Consider the following 19,441-nt stretch of genomic DNA (forward strand, 5'->3'; position numbering starts at 1 on the left):
ATCAGGAAAGGTTTCCCCTGCCTTAGCGTCTCTGCAATTGCCTAAATATTATTGCAAATAATTCCCATTTACATTAGCGTGGCTAACAAATTTCATAAGGAATGGTTGGCCAATGAAGATGGCATGGAGTGGTTTGCTTCTTGGGCTGGGGACGGTGTCGGCTCAGGCAATGCCGTGTTCGACACCCTCGGTGCAGGGGGAGCAGCAAGGGAAGTTTGATGCCAGTGGGGAAATCTGTTTTGTTCTCCCCGCCCTGAATGAAAACTATGTCTCCGCAATGCTTTCCGGCATTACCGATGCCCGGTTGCTCGATGGTCAAAATCGACGCATTCGTACCCTGCTGGAAGGCGGTCCTGCCGATGGTGAGCATCAACTGCTGTTTTCACTGCCTCAACAACAGGTTACCTCGCTGGTGCTGCACGGCAACGAAGGGATGCGCTGGCGCTTCTCCTGGCAGATGAAAGAGACGCCGCCATTACCGCGTACCCAGCGTGTGGCCCCGGTCAGTCCCGTTTTGCAGCAGCTGGAAAAAGCCCTTGAGGCGGGAGCAGGCACCGCGGAATTCTGGCAGGACCGTCAGCGTTACGGTACGCCGCTGGTGGAACCCTTCGATGCCGATCATAAGCGCGTGACCTTTCTCTGGCGTGGTGCAAAACAGAACGTTTTTCTTTTTGGCTCACCGGCGGGCGATCACGAGCCGCTGTTCCGCTTAGGCCATTCCGACGTCTGGTTCCGTAGCTATGTTGTCCCGGCGGATACGGTTATGCAGTATAAGCTGGCGCCGGATGTTCCGCGGGTCAGCGGCTCGCCACGCGATCAGCGCCGCGCCATTCTGGTCAGCGCTCAGACCGATCCGTTCAATCCGCTGACGATCGGCGCGAAGTCTGCCGATCGCTGGAATCAGTCGTCTTTGCTCGATCTCAGTCCATCCCGTTTTTGTTCCGCGCAGGCCATCTCGCAGCCATTGCGTCACGGGGCGTTGACGCGAAAAATGCTCACCAGCGCGCGGTTGGGTAATACGCGTGAAGTGGCCGTTTATCGCCCTCGCACCGCGCAACCCGCGCGCTGGACGCTGATTCTGTTTGACGGCACGACCTATCTGGATGAATACCATGTCGACCGGGTTATCGACGGGCTGATTGCCCGCCATCAACTCCCGCCCATCAACGTAGTGTTCGTGGATTCTCTCGATCACTCACGGCGCGGTAAAGAGCTGCCGCCGAACCCGACGTTTGCCGATTTTATGGCTTACGAACTGGTGCCCTGGCTACGCCAGCAGGGTATTGCTCTCCCGCGGCAAAAAACGGTGCTGGCGGGTTCCAGCTATGGCGGATTAGCGTCGTCATGGGTGGCGCTGCGCCATCCGCGCTTGTTTGGCAACGTGCTGAGCCTGTCCGGTTCCTACTGGTGGGCACCCAAAGGAGAGGAGGCCAGTTGGCTGACGCAGCAGTATCAGGCGTCGCCGCGTTATCCGGTGAAATTCTGGTTGCAGGCCGGACGCTTTGAAACGCAGGGGCCAAACGGCGGGATTTATCGCAATACGCTGGCGTTTGAAAAGGTGCTCCGGGAGAAAGGCTACACGGTCAGCTTTCACCCGTGGTCAAGCGGTCACGACTATGCCGCGTGGTGTGAAGCGCTGGTCTATGGAATGCGGGATTTCATTGGCTTAGTGAGCCAGCGAAAACCAACGACGCCAGACGTAGCGAAGCACGAAATATTCAACAGCGCCAAGCGCTAAGAACCACAGACAAAACAGCAGCGTATAGAGCTGGTTGAGGTCCATCAGATGGAAGGTCGCAACCAGCTTTTGCGCCAGTACCCGTCCCAGCGACGGCGCCGGAAGCAGCAGGCAGGAGAGAAAAGCCAGCAGCAGAATACCGGCGGCGGTCATCAGGGATTCAAGCGGGTGTTTCATGGCATTGTTAAACTTGAGTTAAAAAAGCCATTGTCCGGGATCTTCCCGGCTAACGCAAACCCGCTCCGCTTACCCTGCCCAGATCTCACAATGTTTTTTCACCAGTCCGATGAGCGAACCGCCCCCGGTGACAAACTCACGCATTGTCTGCGCTTCATTGAGGCCGTTTTTCACCTGGCGGGTTAACGCCTCGATGGCGCTGGTCGCGCCCACTTTATCTGCCGATGGCGCCACGTTTTCCAGCAGGCGCAGGGTGTCCTCTGACAACGGATGGCGATCGCCGGTATGCACATCGGTCAGAATGCCTTCCAGCCCATAGCGGCAGGCCTGAAAGCGGTTGAATTTATACAGCAGGTAATCTCGTTCCTGATGCTTAAACGGACGCTCGGTTAGCAGCCAGTGGGCGGTAGCCTGGATTAATCCGGCGATATTTACCGCATGTGACAGGGTCAGCGGCGTATCCATCACCCGCACTTCGACGGTACCAAAATGTGGGCTGGGGCGAATATCCCAGTGCAAATCCTTAATGCTGTCGATCATGTTCGTATGGCTGAGCCGCCGGAATAAACCCTCAAATTCCTGCCAGTTGCTGACCCACGGCATTGGCCCATTATCGGGAAAACCGGAGAAGATATTCAGGCGCGACGAGGCAAAGCGGGTGTCAGATCCCTGCATATAGGGTGACGCCGCCGAGAGCGCAATGAAGTGTGGGACAAAGCGTGACAGCCCGTGCAGCAGATAAATAGCGTCATCTCCGCTGGGACAGCCGACGTGGACGTGCTGTCCAAACACGGTGGCCTGTTGGATGAGATAGCCAAAGCGTTCGAGCGTGCGCTGATAGCGCTCGTTGTCGCATACCTGCTGGCGCTGCCATTTCTGAAACGGATGTGTGCCGCCGCCGCAAATTTCAAGGTGATGCTCAGCCGCCGCCTGCAGGATCACCTGCTGCATGGCGGAAAACTGCGCGGCGGCCTGATCGATGCTATGGCAGACGTCGGTGGCCATCTCCAGCATGCTTTCGGTGATATCGTGCTTCACCTCTCCGGCGCTCACCCGGTCTTTCACCGCGGCAATCAGCGTCGAAGAGTCCTGACTCAGGTCATAACCTGGCGGATTCACCACTTGCATTTCCAGTTCAATTCCGAGGGTATACGGTTCCGAGACGTGAAAATCGGGTAGTGGCATGGCGTTCGTTTCCCTGGTGATTTGCTTTCAGTATAGAAGCGATGGGGAGATCCGCAGCGGTAGAAGAAATCTGAAAGTGGCGCTTTGAAGACGAATCGGGAACTGCTATAACCAGATTTTATCGTTGCGTAAGGAGTGAGCTGTGCCGGAAATGAATCAGTATGGTCAGACGGTTGGCGACGCGCTGCCGGACTGGCATGGCGCGTCGGTTCTGGAACGAACCGTGCTGGAAGGCCGCTGGTGTCGTCTTGAGCCGCTTGACCCGGAACGTCATGCTGGCGATCTGTTCGACGCCTATGCGCAGGCCGACGACGAGCGGGACTGGACGTGGCTGGCGAGCAGTCGGCCCGACAGCGTTGCGGCGACGTTCCACTGGCTTTGCGGGAAAGCGAACGATGACGCGCTGGTGCCTTTCACTGTCGTGGATACTCGCGCTGAACGTGCGGTGGGGCTGGTCTGCTTTATGGCGATCGAACGGGAGCACGGCAGCGTTGAAATCGGCCATGTCACCTGGTCGCCGCGGATGAAAAACAGTGTACTGGGTACGGAAGCCGTCTGGCTCTTGTTGCGGTATGCGTTTGCGCTGGGGTATCGCCGCGTGGAGTGGAAATGTGACTCTCTGAACCTGGCGTCGCGTCGGGCGGCAGAGCGGTTAGGGTTTGTATTCGAAGGCCGCTTTCGCCAGAAAATTGTGCGCAAAGGCCGCAATCGGGACAGCGACTGGTTGTCGATGATTGATGGTGAGTGGCCTGAGTGTGACCGCGCATTGCAGCGCTGGTTAGCGCCGGAGAATTTTGACGAACATGGTCAACAGCGGCAAACCCTGGCGCAGTGTCGGTAGCGATAAGCGAAACTCCGCTCTGCCATCAGAGCGGAAATCACGATTAGCGCAGTGCCGGTTTGCGTACCGGCGCATCGCCCGCCACGTAATAGCGCGCGGTGCTTTTTGCCAGCGGCGCGCGACCGCGAATGGCATCGGCGATTTTCTCGCCAATCATGATGGTCGTGGCATTCAAATTGCCGGTGATAATTTGCGGCATGATCGACGCATCCACCACGCGCAGATTTTCCACGCCGTGCACGATGCCTTCGCCATCGACCACGGCCATCTCATCAACGCCCATTTTACAGGTGCCACAGGGGTGAAACGCAGTTTCCGCGTGGTTACGCACAAACGCATCCAACTGTTCGTCGCTCTGACAGTCAATGCCTGGGCTTATCTCCCGTCCACGGAATTTATCCAGCGCCGGCTGGTTGATGATTTCACGGGTAAGGCGAATCGCATCGCGGAATTCCTGCCAGTCCTGCTCCGTTGACATGTAGTTAAACAGAATCGCCGGATGCTCGCGCGGATCGCGCGATTTTATCTGCACATGACCGCGACTCGGCGAGCGCATCGAGCCGACGTGACACTGAAAACCGTGCTCTTTCACCGCGTTCGAACCGTTATAGTTAATGGCTACCGGCAGGAAATGGTACTGAATGTTCGGCCAGCTAAATTCTTTACGGCTGCGAATAAATCCGCCCGCTTCAAAATGGTTACTGGCCCCAACGCCAGTCCCGCCAAACAGCCATTCGGCACCGATCTTTGGCTGGTTCCACCACTGCAGGGCAGGGTAGAGAGAGACCGGCTCTTTACACGCATACTGGAGGTACATCTCCAGATGATCCTGCAGGTTTTCACCGACGCCAGGCAAATGGTGAACCAGCGGGATCGCATGCGCTTTTAACAGCGCGGCGTCGCCCACGCCGGAACGTTGCAGGATCTGCGGCGAGGCAATCGCGCCCGCGCACAGCAGCACTTCTTTTCGGGCCGTCGCGCTGACGGGGATGGTGCTGTCGCCTTCGAGCCACTCCACGCCGACCGCTTTTTTACCGTCAAAAACGATGTGGTCGGTCAGGGCATGAGTCACGATAGTGAGGTTCGGGCGCTTTTTCGCCTGATCCAGATAACCCCGGGCGGTGCTGGCGCGACGCCCCTGTGGCGTGACGGTGCGGTCCATCGGGCCAAAGCCTTCCTGCTGATAGCCGTTCAGGTCATCGGTTCGCGGGTAACCCGCCTGGACACCCGCCTCGATCATCGCTGCAAACAGCGGGTTTACCCCCGGTTTTGACGTGGTCACGCTGACCGGGCCATCGCCGCCGTGATAGTCATTCGCACCCACATCGCGGGTTTCCGCTTTGCGGTAATAGGGCAGGCAGTTGAGATAGCTCCAGTGCTCAAGTCCGGGTTCTTCCGCCCAGCGATCGAGATCCAGGGCGTTGCCACGGATGTAGCACATGCCGTTAATCAGCGAGGAACCGCCCAGCCCTTTGCCACGTCCGCACTCCATACGGCGGTAGTTCATGTGCGGTTCAGGTTCGGTCTCATACGCCCAGTTATAGCGCCTTCCCTGCAACGGGAAGGCCAGCGCTGCCGGCATCTGGGTGCGGAAATCCGCACGATAATCCGGACCGCCTGCTTCCAAAAGCAGAACGGTGGTATTGCTGTCTTCTGTCAGTCGTGTTGCCAGTACATTGCCAGCGGAGCCGGCACCAATAATGATGTAGTCAAAATGCAATGAAACCTCCTGCTTAAAATACAGACTGGAAGGGCGCCATCTCAAGCTGGATGGATTTCACCTGGGTGTAGCTTTGCAGCGTCATTACGCCATTTTCACGCCCGATGCCGGAATGCTTGTAGCCGCCAACCGGCATTTCTGCGGGGGATTCGCCCCAGGTGTTGATCCAGCAGATCCCGGCTTCAAGCTGGTGAATGACGCGATGTGCGCGGTTGAGATCCTGGGTGACGACGCCCGCCGCCAGACCGTAATCGGTGTTGTTGGCGCGGCGAATGACCTCGTCTTCGCTCTCATAAGTCAGGATCGCCATCACCGGGCCGAAAATTTCTTCGCGTACGATGGTCATCTCATCGTGGCAGTCGGTGAACACCGTAGGAGCAACCCAGGCACCGTGGTCGAACGCGCTGCCCTTCAGCACATCGCCACCGCAAAGCAGCGTTGCGCCTTCGTTATTACCGCTTTCGATATAGCGCAGGACATTTTCGCGATGCGGGAAGCTGACCAGCGGGCCAAAATTGGTGGCGGGATCAAACAAATCGCCTGCGCGGATCCGCGCCACGCGAGACAGAATGGTTTGCTCGAACGCGCTTTTCATCCGCGCCGGAATAAACACGCGAGTCCCGTTGGTACAGACCTGACCGGTGCTGTAGAAATTCGCCATCATCGCGATATCGGCGGCGAGATTAACGTTGGCATCCTCGAAAACGATCAGCGGCGATTTACCGCCCAGTTCCATCGTCACCGCTTTCAGCGAGGAGGCGGCAGAGTTCGCCATCACTTTTTTACCGCTGGCGACGCCGCCGGTGAAGGAGACTTTGGCAATGCCCGGATGCTCGGTCAGATAGTGGCCCGTTTCCGCCCCTTCACCCGGCAGGACATTAAAGACGCCGTCCGGTAAACCGGCTTCGCTGTAGATCTCCGCCAGCTTCAGGGCGGTTAGCGGAGTGACTTCGCTGGGTTTGAAGATCATCGCATTGCCTGCCGCTAGCGCCGGCGCGGATTTCCACAGCGCGATTTGAATCGGGTAGTTCCATGCGCCAATCCCGGCGACGACGCCCAACGGCTCGCGTCGGGTGTAAACGAAGGCGGTCTCGCGCAGGGGGATTTGGCTTCCTTCCAGCGCGGGGATCAGCCCGGCGTAGTATTCCAGTACGTCTGCACCGGTCACGATATCGACGCTGGCGGTTTCGCTGAACGGTTTGCCGGTATCCAGCGTTTCCAGTTTTGCCAGCTCATCATTACGTTCGCGCAGAATCTCCACCGCCCGACGCAGGATGCGTGAACGTTCCATGGCGGTCATCGCTGCCCAGATTTTTTGTCCGCGCTGAGCGCTTTTCACCGCGCGGTCGACATCCTCACGGCTTGCGGCCTGTACGGTGGCAAGGACCTCGCCATTGGCAGGATTGATCGTCTCAAAAGTCCGACCGCTGGTGGCGGCGGTATAGCCACCATCAATATAAAGCTGTTGTTCTGCCATTCGTGACATGCGTTCTCCTCGGTGAGTCAGTGACTTTTTTGCAAGTGCTGACTGATGAAATGGGTGGTCAGCGCCTGGGCGAGACTGAGGTTAAACGGCTTACCGCTTAATGCCGCACGGAGCCACAGCCCGTCTATCAGCGCCGCTAATCCGTAACCCGCCTGTTGCGCCTGTTCACGCGGCAGCTCGCGCTTAAATTCGGCAACAATGTTCGACAGCAGGCGTTTGCTGGCGACCTGTTGCAGTCGATACAGCATCGGCTGGTGCATGCTGCTGGCCCAGAACGCCAGCCAGGCTTTCATTGCGGCATGACTTATCTGGGTCTCGTCAAAGTTTCCCGCCACGATGGCACGCAATCGTAGTTCCGCACGCGCCCCCGGTAGCGCATGGAGTCGATGCAAAACGGCGTGACGCAGCTGGCTGGTGATGTCGCGCATCGTTGCCTCCAGCAATCCATTCTTATCCTTAAAGTAATGGCTAATGATCCCGGTTGAGACCCCGGCGCGACGGGCGATTTGCGCAATCGTCGCATCGTGCATCCCGACTTCATTTATCGCTTCCAGCGTGGCGTCAATCAACTGCCGTTGCCGTATCGGCTGCATCCCCAGTTTGGGCATTTTGGGACTCCATTCATCAGTTTTGTTTAACCATTAAAGCGGTTTTTGATTGGACGTTCAATATAAAATGTGTCTTAATTGTTGCGAATTTGATTTTTAATAGTTACAAAAAATGTGAGGATACTGGATGTCAGACCTTCCACAGTGCAGAGAAAAGGACAAAATCAATCCGGTGGTTTTCTACACGTCCGCCGGGCTGATTTTGTTGTTTTCCCTGACCACCATCTTTTTTAGCGATTTCTCCGCCGTCTGGATTGGCCGGACGTTGAACTGGGTTTCAAAAACCTTCGGCTGGTACTATTTGCTGGCGGCCACGTTGTACATCGTCTTTGTTGTTTTCATCGCCTGCTCGCGCTTTGGCTCGGTCAAACTCGGGCCGGAGCAGTCGAAACCGGAATTCAGCCTGCTCAGTTGGGCCGCCATGCTGTTCGCCGCCGGGATTGGTATCGACCTGATGTTCTTTTCCGTGGCGGAGCCGGTAACACAATATATGCAGCCGCCGGAAGGCGCGGGGCAGACGATTGAAGCGGCGCGTCAGTCGATGGTCTGGACGTTATTCCACTACGGCCTGACCGGCTGGTCGATGTATGCCCTGATGGGCATGGCGCTGGGATACTTCAGCTATCGCTATAACCTGCCGTTGACTATCCGTTCCGCGCTCTATCCTATCTTTGGTAAACGCATTAACGGGCCGATTGGGCATAGCGTTGATATCGCCGCCGTCATTGGCACCATTTTTGGTATCGCCACGACGCTGGGAATTGGTGTGGTTCAGCTCAACTATGGCCTGAGCGTGTTGTTTGATATTCCGGATTCGATGGCGGCGAAAGCGGCGTTGATTGTGCTGTCGGTGGTGATTGCCACGATTTCGGTCACTTCCGGGGTGGATAAGGGCATCCGCGTGCTTTCAGAGCTTAACGTTCTGCTGGCGCTGGGGCTGATCCTTTTCGTCCTGTTTATGGGCGATACCTCATTCCTGCTCAATGCCCTGGTGCTGAACGTGGGCGACTATGTGAATCGCTTTATGGGCATGACGCTCAACAGCTTTGCCTTCGATCGCCCGGTTGAGTGGATGAATAACTGGACGCTGTTTTTCTGGGCGTGGTGGGTGGCCTGGTCGCCGTTTGTCGGCCTGTTTCTTGCGCGAATCTCACGTGGGCGTACCATCCGTCAGTTTGTCTTCGGAACGCTGATTATTCCGTTCACCTTTACCCTGCTGTGGCTATCGGTGTTCGGCAACAGCGCGTTGTATGAAATCATTCACGGCGATGCGGGCTTTGCCCAGGAGGCGATGGCGCATCCGGAACGCGGATTCTACAGCCTGCTGGCGCAGTATCCGGCGTTTACCTTCAGCGCGTCGGTGGCCACCATCACGGGCCTGCTGTTTTATGTCACGTCAGCGGATTCCGGCGCGCTGGTGCTGGGGAATTTCACCTCGAAACTGAAGGATATCAACAGTGATGCCCCGTCATGGCTGCGCGTCTTCTGGTCGGTGGCGATCGGTTTGCTGACGCTGGGAATGTTGATGACGAACGGGATTTCAGCCTTGCAGAACACGACGGTGATCATGGGACTGCCGTTCAGCTTTGTCATTTTCTTTATTATGGCGGGATTGTATAAGTCGCTGAAGGTGGAAGATTATCGCCGTGAGAGCGCTAACCGGAATACTGCGCCGCGACCCATGGGCGTGCAGGATCGGTTGAGCTGGAAAAAACGCCTGTCGCGGCTGATGAACTATCCCGGCACGCGCTATACCCGCGAAATGATGGAGAACGTGTGCTTCCCGGCGATGGAAGAGGTGGCGCAGGAGTTAACACTGCGTGGCGCGCATGTCGAACTGAAAAGTCTGCCGCCTGTGGAAGGCGAAAGTCTGGGACACCTCGATTTACGGGTGCACATGGGCGATGAACGTAACTTTATCTACCAAATCTGGCCGCAGAAATATGCGATACCGGGCTTTACCTATCGCGCGCGCAGCGGGAAATCGACCTATTACCGTCTGGAGACGTTCCTGCTGGAAGGCAGTCAGGGTAATGACCTGATGGACTACAGCAAAGAGCAGGTGATTACCGATATTCTCGACCAGTATGAACGCCATCTGAACTTCATCCATCTGGATCGCGAAGCGCCGGGAAATGGTGTGCTGTTCCCGGGTATGTAGGACTGTCTAAATGTTTTCCGAAAATGAAGTTTAACTGTATAAATATACAGTGTCGGGATAGAAGAAGAGTACGATAACGGCGGGTGCCTGATGCTTTCCAGCTTCAGGCCGTTGCTGAGGTCTGGAAAGAAGAAAGCCCCAAGGAGATAGTGCTATCAACCTTGAGGCTACCATTCCAAACCTGAACAATTCGGATGGTAATCTCTTCTTCGCATGGAGGCAATACATGCTGACGAAATATGCCTTAATCGCAGTCATCGCACTTTGCATTACAGTGCTGGGATTCACGCTCCTGGTGAGGGACTCACTCTGTGAGTTCAGCGTCAGGGAGCGTGGTATTGAGTTTAAGGCAGTTCTCGCTTACGAATCGAAGAAGTAGCCGTTATGCGGGGAGTTATCCCCGCATATCCGCTTGTCAGGTCTGGATGAGACGGCACCCGCTTTATCACATCGCCCGCAGTCAGTCATGGCTGCGGGCGAATTTCTGTTTACCAGCAGATAAATCCGCCATCAACGACGAGATCGACGCCGGTACAAAATGAGGCTGCATCACTGGCGAGGAACAGCGCCGGACCGGCCATCTCTTCAACTTTTGCCATTCGCTGGATTGGCGTCTGGCTCTCAAATTCACGCGTCTGATGAACCATTTCAGGGCGGGTATTCATCGGTGTGGCGGTGTATCCCGGGCTGATTGAGTTCACGCGAATGCCTTTCTCAATCCATTCCATTGCCAGGCTCTTCGAGAGGTGAATAACCCCCGCTTTCGAGCTGTTGTAATGCGCTTGTTCAAGACCACGGTTAACGATGATTCCGGACATCGAGGCGATGTTGATGATTGAGCCGCCGCCAGATTCCAGCATCAGTTCTGCTTCGGCCTTACAGGAGTTCCATACGCCCGTGAGGTTGATGTCGATAACGCGCTGCCACTGTTCGCTTTCCATTTCCAGCGCCGGATTGGCGTTGGCTATACCGGCGGCATTCACCGCGATATCCAGACAACCAAACCGTTCTTTGGTCAGGGTGACGGCGGCGCGAAGGTCGCTAAGCTGGCGAACATCTCCCGTATAGAGCGCCGCCTGGCCGCCAATCGCGTCGATATGATTAGCCGTCTCTTTCAGCCCGCCGTCTTCGCGCAGATCAAAACAGACGACCCGCGCGCCCGCGCTGGCCAGCGCCCAGGCAATGGTCTGACCGATGCCGCTCCCTGCACCAGTGACGAAAGCAACGCGTCCTTGCAGGTTAAACAGTTGTTGAGCAAAATCTTTTGCGATCATAGTGATAACTCTCTTCACAAATACCCCGTCGGGTATTACGACATAATCAGGCCACCATCAATGTTGATGGTTTGTCCGGTAAGATAGCGTGCATCGTCAGAAGCGAGGAAGGCGACCAGCCCGGCGACATCTTCTGGTTTACCCGCGCGTTTCATGGGGATGCCTTTAACCCATTCCGCCATCAGTTCACCTTTGCCATAGCGTTTTTCATCGGTGCTAAGGATCTGCCCCCATACGCGGTCGTTGTAATCCCACATTTCGCTTTCGATGATCCCCGGACAGAAGGCGTTGACGGTAATGTTCCACGGTGCCAGTTCATGCGCCAGGCTTTGCGTGATGCCAATCACGCCCATTTTGCTGGCGGCGTAGTGCGGGGTATAGATAAAGCCCTGACGTCCCTGGCCGGAAGAGGTATTAATCAGGCAGCCGTGATTCTGTTTAACCATATATTTCGCCGCTTCCCGACAGCAGAGCCATACGCCTGTGGTATTGACGGCGAGGGTTTTCTCAAAATCCGCTTTCGGCATTCGGTCAAAGTAATCGATGGTGATCACACCCGCGTTCTGGATGGAGACATCAATCGAGCCAAAGCGCGCAGCCGCCTGCTCATACAATGCCTGTACCTGCTCTTCGTTAGTGACATCAACCTGTAGTGATAAAATGTCAGCCTGGTAACGCTGGCGCAGCTGTTCTGCCGTTTCGTGAACGCGCTCAGCGTTGGAGACCATCACCAGGTTCGCGCCGTCCCGGGCGAAACGTTCGGCGATGCCTGCGCCAATCCCCCGGCATGCGCCGGTGATGACGACCGTCTTACCATGAAAATCACGTTGCATATTTCTTTCCCCTGTATAAGCCGGACAGTCGATGCCCGGCGCAGTGATGCTACTTAACTGGATACGGTATTTGCCGAGGGTGCAGTCGCCTGTTTCTCTTCATGGCGACGCATCAGAATGACTTTGTTCTGTAGCTTTTGCTGGAACTGGTCGACAACCACGGCGGTGACAATAACGACGCCCTTAATGACCATTTGCCAGAAATCGCTGACGCCCATCATCACCATGCCATCGGCCAGAAAGACGATGACGAAGGCCCCGATGATGGATCCGGATACCCGTCCGCGACCGCCGGCGAGTGCGGTTCCACCCAGAACGGTGGCCCCGATGGCGTCCATCTCAAACATGTTGCCGGTCATCGGGTGCGACGTTTGTAACTGAGACGCGACAATCAGCCCAACAAAGGCGGCGCACAACCCGGAGAAGGCGTAGACGAAAATTTTCGCTTTGACGATAGGCACGCCGGCGAGTCGCGCGGCGGATTCGTTACCGCCAATCGCGTAGATATAGCGACCGAGCGGGGTTTTGGTGGTTATCCAGTAGCCCAGGACCAGGAAGGCGATCATCAGCCAGATGGGCAGGTAAATCCCGAGCAGCGTGCCGGAGCCCAGGGTGGCAAAACCGGTATTGCCCAGCGCCTCCATACCGTTAAGGTTGGGGTAGGTGCTGCCGTCGTTAAACAGCAGGGCAGAGCCCCTGGCAACGTACATCATGCCGAGGGTACAGATGAAAGGCGCAACGCCAAAGCGGGTGATGACCGCGCCATTAACGAATCCAACGAGAACGCCAAAGATGGCGACGCAGAGGATAACTTCCGGCACGTTGAAGAAGATGATGTTCCCGCCCCAGATGGGCAAACCATTGGTGAGTAACGCGCCCGCCACCATGCCGCAGATGCCGGCAACGGCGCCGACCGACAGGTCAATGCCGCCGGTCAGGATTACCAGCGTCATCCCAATCGCCAGTAAGCCGGTAATGGCAACGTGCTGGGTCATAATCAGCAGGTTAGATGTGGTCAGGAAATTCGGTACCATCACGCTGAAGAATGCGATGACCAGCAGCAGAGCGATAAACGTTCTGGCCTTCAGCAGGTACATGTAAATCATATATTTCTGGTTCATGATGGATTCCAGCCTGATTAATCTTGCGGTGTAGAAGCCGCGATCAACTTCTCGCGGGTGACTGCATGACGGGGGACATCAGCGGTGATCCGGCCATCAGCCATCACCAGAATGCGGTCCGCCAGCGCCATCACTTCGTCCAGCTCTGATGAAGAGAACATCACTGCCAGCCCTTGTTGCGCCATTTTGCCGATAAGGTGATACACATCAGTTTTCGCCCCCACGTCGATGCCGCGGGTTGGCTCATCAAGGAACACCACCTGTGGCTGCGTCATTAACGCTTTACCCAGCACCACCTTTTGCTGGTTTCCACCGCTGAGTGAGGTGATGGGCAGTTCGGGATCGCTCACTTTGATGGCAAGTTGCTGAATCATCTCCTTCACGCTGTCCTGTTCTTTGTGCGGATTCAGCCATTTCCAGGCCCGGCGAAACCCCTGCAGGCTGAGGTCAGAGAGCGTCATATTGGACTGAATCGACATCATCTGAACGACGCCTTCGCCCTGTCTGTCTTCCGGCACCAGCGCCAGCCCTTTTTTAAGTCGTGACTGAAAGTGGGCGTTATCGATGCACTCGCCGTTGAGTTGAACGCTGCCGCTCTGGCAGGGCATCAGGCCCACCAGACCTTTGAACAGTTCGGTGCGTCCGGCGCCCAGCAGACCGTAGATCCCAATCACCTCGCCTTTATTCAGGCTAAACGACACGTCATTGAGCTTATAGCCGCCGCTGGAATGGAGCGCTGTCAGTCCCTGCACCGCGAGAACCGTGTCGCCTTGCGGGGCCGGTTGATAATCGAAGTGTTTTTTCTTATCACCCACCATCTGTTCGATGATCCACGGAATGCTGGCATCGCTGACCGGACGCTCGCTAATAAAACGGCCGTCGCGGAAAATGGTGATGTAGTCACCAATTTCCATGAGTTCTTCCAGGCGATGGGAAATATAGATAATGGTAACGCCGCGGCGCTTGAGCTGTTCAATCACGTTGAACAGGATTTTGACTTCAGACTGGCTCAGCGCGGAGGTCGGTTCATCCATGATTAAGACGCGCGTATCTTTCGAGAGCGCGCGGGCAATCTCGACCAGTTGCTGATGGCCGATCCCCAGTTCTTCTAAGGGTGTATACGGATCAACATCCAGTTCCAGTCGCTTGAGCAGGCTTTGCGCCAGCGCGTACTGATATTTTTCATTAATTTTCCCTTTCTGAAAAAACTCGTTAGCCATGAAAATATTGTCCATGACATTCATATTCGGGAATAAATTCAACTCCTGAAAAATAATGCTGATACCCAATTTTTCGGCCTGATGCGTCGAATTCATCGAAACAGGGGTACCATCCAGAAAAATTTGACCGGAGGATGGGGTTTCGACACCAGCAAGCATTTTCATCATGGTGGATTTACCCGCACCATTTTCTCCGATCAGAACATTCACTTTATTCCGATATACCCGATAATTGACGTTATCTAATGCCACCACGCCAGGATAGACACGAGACAGGCTATGGGTTTCGATAATCACTTCCGATTCGGCGGGTTGGGGAGCGACGATATCTTGCTGTTGCATGTTATTGTCCTCCTGCCGGGTCAATTTTTGCGGGCGTAATATCAGGGATCGTCTGGGGAATATCCCAGGCAGAAAATACGCCATACACTTGCGTGGGTTCGCCGGTTTTAAGTTGGGTTGCCTGAATCATTTTTATCGCCTGGTCGTTAATAGCGCGACCATACTCGCCAAATAAGACCTGGTCGTTAAAATCACCATAAGTCGCGCCTTTATAGGCGTCACGTAATTGTGTGCCGCGTAGCGTTGGACCAATCTGAACAATAATATTGCTACCGCTTTTATCCGCGACGGTCATTTTCCCGCTGCGGGAGGCGGTATCGATCGTGCCAATTTTGCCTTCGACTTTGACGTAAAAGATGCAGGGGTTCTCTTCCTGAGCGCGATAGCCCAGCTTTTTACAGGCACTATCGAAATCCTTCTCGGCCTGTAAAGCAGCCATTAAATCTGCCACCGGACGAGCCTGCCCAACAATTTGCGGCACAATTTTGTTTTGCCACGTTTGGTCTATATTGGACATATGGGGATTAGGCGGAGATTTGAGATCCGCAAGCTCCTGCTGCGAGACAATGCGGCATCCCCCTACGGTCAATACGACCAGCGCCAGCCAGGCTTTTTTAGACATAATGTTCTCCTCTGCGCCTCCTAAGAGGCGCAACTACCCGAGATCAGGACTTGATATTGAAATCCTGTACTTTATCTGCGTTATCTTTGGTGATGAGAATGCCGCGGAACATGACGCGCTGTTTCTCTGGTTTCACCCCTTTTTGCAGGTAGTTATCCAGATCGGTCACGCCTTGTGCGGCGATAGCCTGAGCCTGCAGCATGACGGTGGCCTGCAATGTACCGGCTTTCACCGCATCGCGTTCATCGTTGCTGCCGTCAATGCCGACGACCACAACGTCATTGCGATTTGCGGCTTTCAACGCGGCGATTGCGCCCAGCGCAACAGGACCGTTACCGCAGATGACGCCTTTCACATCCGGGTGGGCTTGCAGAATGCTGTCCATGATTCGCTTACCGTCGATAAGCGTTCCTTTTGCATCTTGTTTGGCGACGCTGACCATATCCGGGAACTGGTCAATAACCTGGTGGAAAGATTTCGAACGGGTAACACAGTTATTATCGGCGAGGTTACAGGTCAGCTCGGCGTATTTCCCTTTTTCCCCCATTTTCTCAACGAAAACGTTGGCAACTTCAGAACCTGCCTGGAAGTTATTATGGGTAATTTGCACTAGCGCCACATCATCAACGGGAATTTCGCGGTTGATTAATATAACGGGAATACCGGCTTTTTTCGCTTTTTCAATGGCTGCAACGCTGGCCGTTGAATCCGCATTATCCAGAACGATGCCCTGAACTTTTTTGCCGATAGCGGTATCAATCAATTCATTTTGTTTTTTTACATCTTCGCTGTGCGACAAAATGGTGGTTTTGTAGCCTAACTCCTGAGCTTTTTCACTGGCGCCTTTGGCTTCCGACGCGTAATACGGATTATCCAGTGAATTCACCATAATCATAATTGTCCCTTTCTCTGCGGCATGGGCAGTAAAAGACAAAGCGGTCAGGGTTGCAGCGGTTAACAGCGTTAAACGTAATTTCATGACAATGTTCTCTCTGTGTTGTTATTGTCGGGTACGGTGAAACAACGTAAAGCATGAATTCTTGTAAAGCAGGGCTAATGGTCCGGAGTTCTCCTTCTGTTAATGAGTCGGGGTGTCACGCATCTTCCCTGGTGAGGCGTCAGGCGGACGGGGCCGGTTTCCATAGTGTTCTGTTCACCGCATTGCGCCACTCCTGCCATCTTTTTTGCAGGCGATGATGGCGGGCCATATCGGGCTGAAATGCGCTGTGTACGGTTAAAAAGGCTTTTAAATCAGTGAGCGAGCCAGGGTGGAGCGCTTTGCGTGCCAGTAACGCGGCGCCAATGGCCGACAGTTCAGGCACATCGCTGCGCATCACCGGACAACCCAGCAGGTCTGCCTGGTACTGCATTAACCAGTCATTCTTTGTCGGGCCGCCGTCAACCATCAGCGCCGACAAACTGAAGTCTTCATGTTGCTGCATGGCGACCACGACATCGGCGATTTGATAGGTAATCGACTCAAGGGCCGCGCGGATCAGATGGGCTCGTTTGACGCCGCGACTCAGTCCGCAGATCACGCCGCGCGCGCTGTCATCCCACCAGGGGGCGCCGAGCCCGGTTAATGCCGGGACGAAGTACACGCCCAGGGTTGACTCAACGGAGGCGGGGAGCGTATTCAGTTCATGAGCCAGTTCGGCGTCAGAAAGTTCGCTCAGGCCGGTGCTATCTGCCATCCACGCCACCGCATCGCCGGTGTGCGGAATATTGCCTTCCAGGCCGTAAATGATGTTCTCACCGTCGTGCCAGGCAATGGTGGTCGCCAGCGCGCCAATATCGCACTGGGCAGAAGTCACCGGCGCCATTACGGAGGATCCGGTGCCGTAAGTGGCCTTGACGCACCCCATCTCGCCGAGGGCATGACCAAACAGCGCGGCGTGCGAGTCACCGACCATCGACATCACCGGGATACCATCCGGAATGCCGTTCAGGCCACGGGTATAACCAAATAATCCACTGGAGGGTTTAATTTCCGGTAGCGCGGCGCGGGGGATGTGGAACAGTTCCAGCATGGTGTCATCCCACTGCCCGGTGTGCAGATTGAGCAACTGGGTGCGGGCCGCGTTAGAGTAGTCGCAGCAGAAGGCCGCGCCGCCGGTTAAATTCCACAGCAGCCAGCTGTCGATAGTGCCAAGACAGATTTTCCCCTGGGCTGCAAGCTGCGGGCCATCGTTTACCGACTCCAGTAGCCAGCGCATTTTAGAGGCGGAAAAAAGTGGCGCAATTGGCAGGCCGGTGGTGGTCTTGATCAGGTGTTCTTTGTGCTCGTGACGCAATTCTTCGCAGTACGCCGCACTGCGTGTGCACTGCCAGGTGATGGCGGAATTCAGCGGTTTACCCGTCTGGCGATACCAGCCAATGGCGGTTTCACGTTGATTACTGATAGCCAGGGCCACGACGTTGTCGGCGCCGACGTGACTTATCGCTTTCGCAATCACATCGAGCGATGCATCAATCAATACCTCGCCGGATTGTTCAACCCAGCCTTCACGCGGAGTCTGAATGGCCAGCGGTTGAGAAAATTTGGCGACCACCACGCCCTGAGCGTCCAGGGCGACCGCTTTGGCGTTGGTGGTACCTTCATCCAGCGCAATGATGAACTCTTTCTTTGCTGCACACATAGATTGATTATCTCCTGAGTCACATTGCGTCCCGGCGTTAAAGGGAAAAGGGCCTCCCTCACTGTCGCGTCATTACTTAATCAGGCTTGATTGTGACATCGTGTATTTTTACTGTCTGAATATATATTCGATGCTGATTATTTATTTAATACCTTAGCCAGAATCTTTCAGTTGGGCTATAGAAAAAATCATCAATTGTGCTGAGAATCACACTTACACAGCGGGAAGAATATCAGGTTCACGCGATAGTCGCGCGGAGGTGAATCCTTTCAGTTTATTGAAATATAGGGATTTTTATACGGTCTTTGCGGTGAACTCTTTTTTCGCAAAGACCGAATATGTGGGAGGGATCAGGCTGTTACTAACATCCGCGCGGTAGGATAATCGGTGATCAATACGTCGATATAGCCCCCGTTCAGCGCTCCTTTGATGGCAGCAACTTTGTCAGTTCCTCCCGCCAACGCCACAACGTTTGGGCATTTTTTGACTTTATCGAGCGCCATGCCAATGACCGGATCTTCATCATCCTGTAAGACCGGCTGACCGTTTTTGTCGTAGTAGTGCAGGCAGATATCTCCTACGGCACCGCGATCGGCCAGTACCTGTAACATATCTTCGTGGTAGTAGTTACCCGACGTTTTAAGCAACTGGGACGGTTCCAGGATCCCCACCCCCACGATGGCGATATCGACATTATCGAAACGCGAGATCACCTCGGCGACATCCTTGCTGGCGATAAGCCGATTTTTCTCCTCAACCGATCCCTCAATGCTTTGCGAAGGGAGCAGCCAGGCCTCGCAGTTAAGATGTTGCGCCAGCGTCTGGGTTAAAATGGTGGCCTGCACATTGCCGTTTGGCCCGACGCCGCCGAGTAGCTGGATAACGCCGCCGGCTTTCAGATTCTGGGTATGCACTTCGTCAACCATTGCCCGGATGGTTGAACTCCATGAGGAGACGCCCACCAGATCTTTGGGCCGCAGGCGGGTTTCAAGATAATGTGCGGCGGCGGAACCGATGGCGCGTTTGATACTGTGGTCGGTGGCATCGTCTTCGGTATCCACCACGATCGCCTGTTTGAGTCCGTAACGATCTTCGATCCCTTTCTCAAGATTCAGGAAGATATTTGAGGGCTGTACGACGCTGATTTTTACCACCCCTTCTTTCTGACAGCGGGTAATGGCTCGGGAGATAAACGACTGAGAAAGCGAGAGAAGCTGAGCGATATCGGACTGTTTACGTCCTTCAAGATAGTAAAGGGTGGCGATTTTAACCAATAGCCGTTGTTCGTCCTGCTTAGCCATATATTTCCCCGAAAATCATTTACGTACAGCCATTATCTTAGAAACTTTTATCATACGCGAAAACAAAAGCCAGGTAAGTGTGATAAAGCTCTAACTTTAACCAATCCTCAAAAACAGGGATGGACAAATACGGAAATATGGTTGCATAATTGAATAAAGAATCATCTGTGAAT

The 19,441-nt window shown here is 54.9% G+C and carries 17 protein-coding genes; 4 read left to right on the forward strand and 13 right to left on the reverse strand.

The features are described 5' to 3' along the window. The first annotated feature begins 112 nt into the window (after positions 1 to 112). Positions 113 to 1,738 (forward strand): alpha/beta hydrolase-fold protein, encoded by a 1,626-nt coding sequence (locus ACERJC_RS01550; protein WP_373670880.1) that lies wholly within the window; start codon positions 113 to 115, stop codon positions 1,736 to 1,738. Here the strand turns inward: ACERJC_RS01550 and ACERJC_RS01555 are convergent. Both ACERJC_RS01555 and ACERJC_RS01560 read right to left on the reverse strand, forming a co-directional pair. Next, the gene (locus ACERJC_RS01555; RefSeq protein WP_286632642.1) at positions 1,667 to 1,915 is read right to left on the reverse strand and encodes a DUF1158 domain-containing protein; all 249 of its coding nucleotides are present in this window, start codon (positions 1,913 to 1,915) and stop codon (positions 1,667 to 1,669) included. The genes ACERJC_RS01550 and ACERJC_RS01555 overlap by 72 nt on opposite strands. A gap of 69 nt (positions 1,916 to 1,984) precedes the next feature. Further along, entirely contained in the window at positions 1,985 to 3,100 is a 1,116-nt protein-coding gene (locus tag ACERJC_RS01560) for a YbdK family carboxylate-amine ligase (protein WP_373670881.1), read from the reverse strand. 142 nt (positions 3,101 to 3,242) lie between these two features. Here ACERJC_RS01560 and ACERJC_RS01565 point away from each other — a divergent pair, with 142 nt between their 5' ends. After that, complete coding sequence (locus tag ACERJC_RS01565) at positions 3,243 to 3,941, forward strand: GNAT family N-acetyltransferase (protein WP_371895729.1); 699 nt, start codon at positions 3,243 to 3,245, stop codon at positions 3,939 to 3,941. A gap of 43 nt (positions 3,942 to 3,984) precedes the next feature. Here ACERJC_RS01565 and betA read toward each other — a convergent pair whose 3' ends face one another. Genes betA through betI form a run of 3 tightly spaced genes read right to left on the reverse strand, consistent with a single transcriptional unit; the run spans position 3,985 to position 7,755 of the window. Continuing rightward, positions 3,985 to 5,661 (reverse strand): choline dehydrogenase, encoded by a 1,677-nt coding sequence (gene betA / locus ACERJC_RS01570; RefSeq protein WP_373670882.1) that lies wholly within the window; start codon positions 5,659 to 5,661, stop codon positions 3,985 to 3,987. A gap of 13 nt (positions 5,662 to 5,674) precedes the next feature. Then, positions 5,675 to 7,147, reverse strand: a complete 1,473-nt coding sequence (betB, locus tag ACERJC_RS01575; protein WP_373670883.1) for a betaine-aldehyde dehydrogenase — start codon at positions 7,145 to 7,147, stop codon at positions 5,675 to 5,677. A 17-nt stretch (positions 7,148 to 7,164) separates the two neighbouring features. After that, positions 7,165 to 7,755, reverse strand: a complete 591-nt coding sequence (betI, locus tag ACERJC_RS01580) for a transcriptional regulator BetI (protein WP_102602324.1) — start codon at positions 7,753 to 7,755, stop codon at positions 7,165 to 7,167. Between the two features lie 127 nt (positions 7,756 to 7,882). Here betI and ACERJC_RS01585 point away from each other — a divergent pair, with 127 nt between their 5' ends. Both ACERJC_RS01585 and ACERJC_RS01590 read left to right on the forward strand, forming a co-directional pair. After that, on the forward strand, positions 7,883 to 9,916 hold the full coding sequence (locus ACERJC_RS01585; RefSeq protein ID WP_152405552.1) for a choline transporter: 2,034 nt from the start codon (positions 7,883 to 7,885) through the stop codon (positions 9,914 to 9,916). A 226-nt stretch (positions 9,917 to 10,142) separates the two neighbouring features. Further along, entirely contained in the window at positions 10,143 to 10,295 is a 153-nt protein-coding gene (locus ACERJC_RS01590; RefSeq protein WP_373670884.1) for a Hok/Gef family protein, read from the forward strand. Between the two features lie 109 nt (positions 10,296 to 10,404). On the opposite strand, the gene ACERJC_RS01595 is transcribed toward ACERJC_RS01590, so the two are convergent. From ACERJC_RS01595 to ACERJC_RS01630, 8 genes are all read right to left on the reverse strand, one after another. Continuing rightward, positions 10,405 to 11,190 carry an SDR family oxidoreductase gene (locus ACERJC_RS01595; protein WP_373670885.1) on the reverse strand — a complete coding sequence of 262 codons (786 nt, stop codon included), beginning with the start codon at positions 11,188 to 11,190 and terminating at the stop codon, positions 10,405 to 10,407. Between the two features lie 35 nt (positions 11,191 to 11,225). Beyond that, entirely contained in the window at positions 11,226 to 12,023 is a 798-nt protein-coding gene (locus ACERJC_RS01600; protein WP_042320827.1) for a glucose 1-dehydrogenase, read from the reverse strand. Between the two features lie 53 nt (positions 12,024 to 12,076). Beyond that, positions 12,077 to 13,144 (reverse strand): ABC transporter permease, encoded by a 1,068-nt coding sequence (locus ACERJC_RS01605; protein WP_046477194.1) that lies wholly within the window; start codon positions 13,142 to 13,144, stop codon positions 12,077 to 12,079. Positions 13,145 to 13,161: 17 nt separating this feature from the next. Beyond that, entirely contained in the window at positions 13,162 to 14,706 is a 1,545-nt protein-coding gene (locus ACERJC_RS01610; protein WP_152405549.1) for a sugar ABC transporter ATP-binding protein, read from the reverse strand. Between the two features lies 1 nt (position 14,707). Further along, a complete protein-coding gene (locus ACERJC_RS01615) occupies positions 14,708 to 15,328 on the reverse strand; it encodes a DUF2291 family protein (protein WP_178824753.1) in 621 nt (206 codons plus the stop codon). A gap of 43 nt (positions 15,329 to 15,371) precedes the next feature. Then, positions 15,372 to 16,307 carry a D-ribose ABC transporter substrate-binding protein gene (locus ACERJC_RS01620; protein WP_042320820.1) on the reverse strand — a complete coding sequence of 312 codons (936 nt, stop codon included), beginning with the start codon at positions 16,305 to 16,307 and terminating at the stop codon, positions 15,372 to 15,374. Positions 16,308 to 16,446: 139 nt separating this feature from the next. Continuing rightward, complete coding sequence (locus ACERJC_RS01625; protein WP_373670886.1) at positions 16,447 to 17,967, reverse strand: FGGY family carbohydrate kinase; 1,521 nt, start codon at positions 17,965 to 17,967, stop codon at positions 16,447 to 16,449. Positions 17,968 to 18,317: 350 nt separating this feature from the next. Continuing rightward, positions 18,318 to 19,268, reverse strand: a complete 951-nt coding sequence (locus ACERJC_RS01630) for a sugar-binding transcriptional regulator (RefSeq protein ID WP_042320815.1) — start codon at positions 19,266 to 19,268, stop codon at positions 18,318 to 18,320. Positions 19,269 to 19,441: the final 173 nt, after the last annotated feature.

This window comes from Citrobacter telavivensis (assembly GCF_041807075.1).
In the GTDB taxonomy this organism is placed as follows: Bacteria; Pseudomonadota; Gammaproteobacteria; order Enterobacterales; family Enterobacteriaceae; genus Citrobacter_A; species Citrobacter_A telavivensis.

Coding starts and splice junctions, on each gene's coding strand:
- ACERJC_RS01550 (WP_373670880.1), top strand. CDS start 113: ATGAAGATGGCATGGAGTGGTTTGCTTCTTGGGCTGGGGACGGTGTCG.
- ACERJC_RS01555 (WP_286632642.1), bottom strand. CDS start 1,915: ATGAAACACCCGCTTGAATCCCTGATGACCGCCGCCGGTATTCTGCTG.
- ACERJC_RS01560 (WP_373670881.1), bottom strand. CDS start 3,100: ATGCCACTACCCGATTTTCACGTCTCGGAACCGTATACCCTCGGAATT.
- betB (WP_373670883.1), bottom strand. CDS start 7,147: ATGTCACGAATGGCAGAACAACAGCTTTATATTGATGGTGGCTATACC.
- betI (WP_102602324.1), bottom strand. CDS start 7,755: ATGCCCAAACTGGGGATGCAGCCGATACGGCAACGGCAGTTGATTGAC.
- ACERJC_RS01585 (WP_152405552.1), top strand. CDS start 7,883: ATGTCAGACCTTCCACAGTGCAGAGAAAAGGACAAAATCAATCCGGTG.
- ACERJC_RS01590 (WP_373670884.1), top strand. CDS start 10,143: ATGCTGACGAAATATGCCTTAATCGCAGTCATCGCACTTTGCATTACA.
- ACERJC_RS01595 (WP_373670885.1), bottom strand. CDS start 11,190: ATGATCGCAAAAGATTTTGCTCAACAACTGTTTAACCTGCAAGGACGC.
- ACERJC_RS01600 (WP_042320827.1), bottom strand. CDS start 12,023: ATGCAACGTGATTTTCATGGTAAGACGGTCGTCATCACCGGCGCATGC.
- ACERJC_RS01605 (WP_046477194.1), bottom strand. CDS start 13,144: ATGAACCAGAAATATATGATTTACATGTACCTGCTGAAGGCCAGAACG.
- ACERJC_RS01610 (WP_152405549.1), bottom strand. CDS start 14,706: ATGCAACAGCAAGATATCGTCGCTCCCCAACCCGCCGAATCGGAAGTG.
- ACERJC_RS01615 (WP_178824753.1), bottom strand. CDS start 15,328: ATGTCTAAAAAAGCCTGGCTGGCGCTGGTCGTATTGACCGTAGGGGGA.
- ACERJC_RS01620 (WP_042320820.1), bottom strand. CDS start 16,307: ATGAAATTACGTTTAACGCTGTTAACCGCTGCAACCCTGACCGCTTTG.
- ACERJC_RS01625 (WP_373670886.1), bottom strand. CDS start 17,967: ATGTGTGCAGCAAAGAAAGAGTTCATCATTGCGCTGGATGAAGGTACC.
- ACERJC_RS01630 (WP_042320815.1), bottom strand. CDS start 19,268: ATGGCTAAGCAGGACGAACAACGGCTATTGGTTAAAATCGCCACCCTT.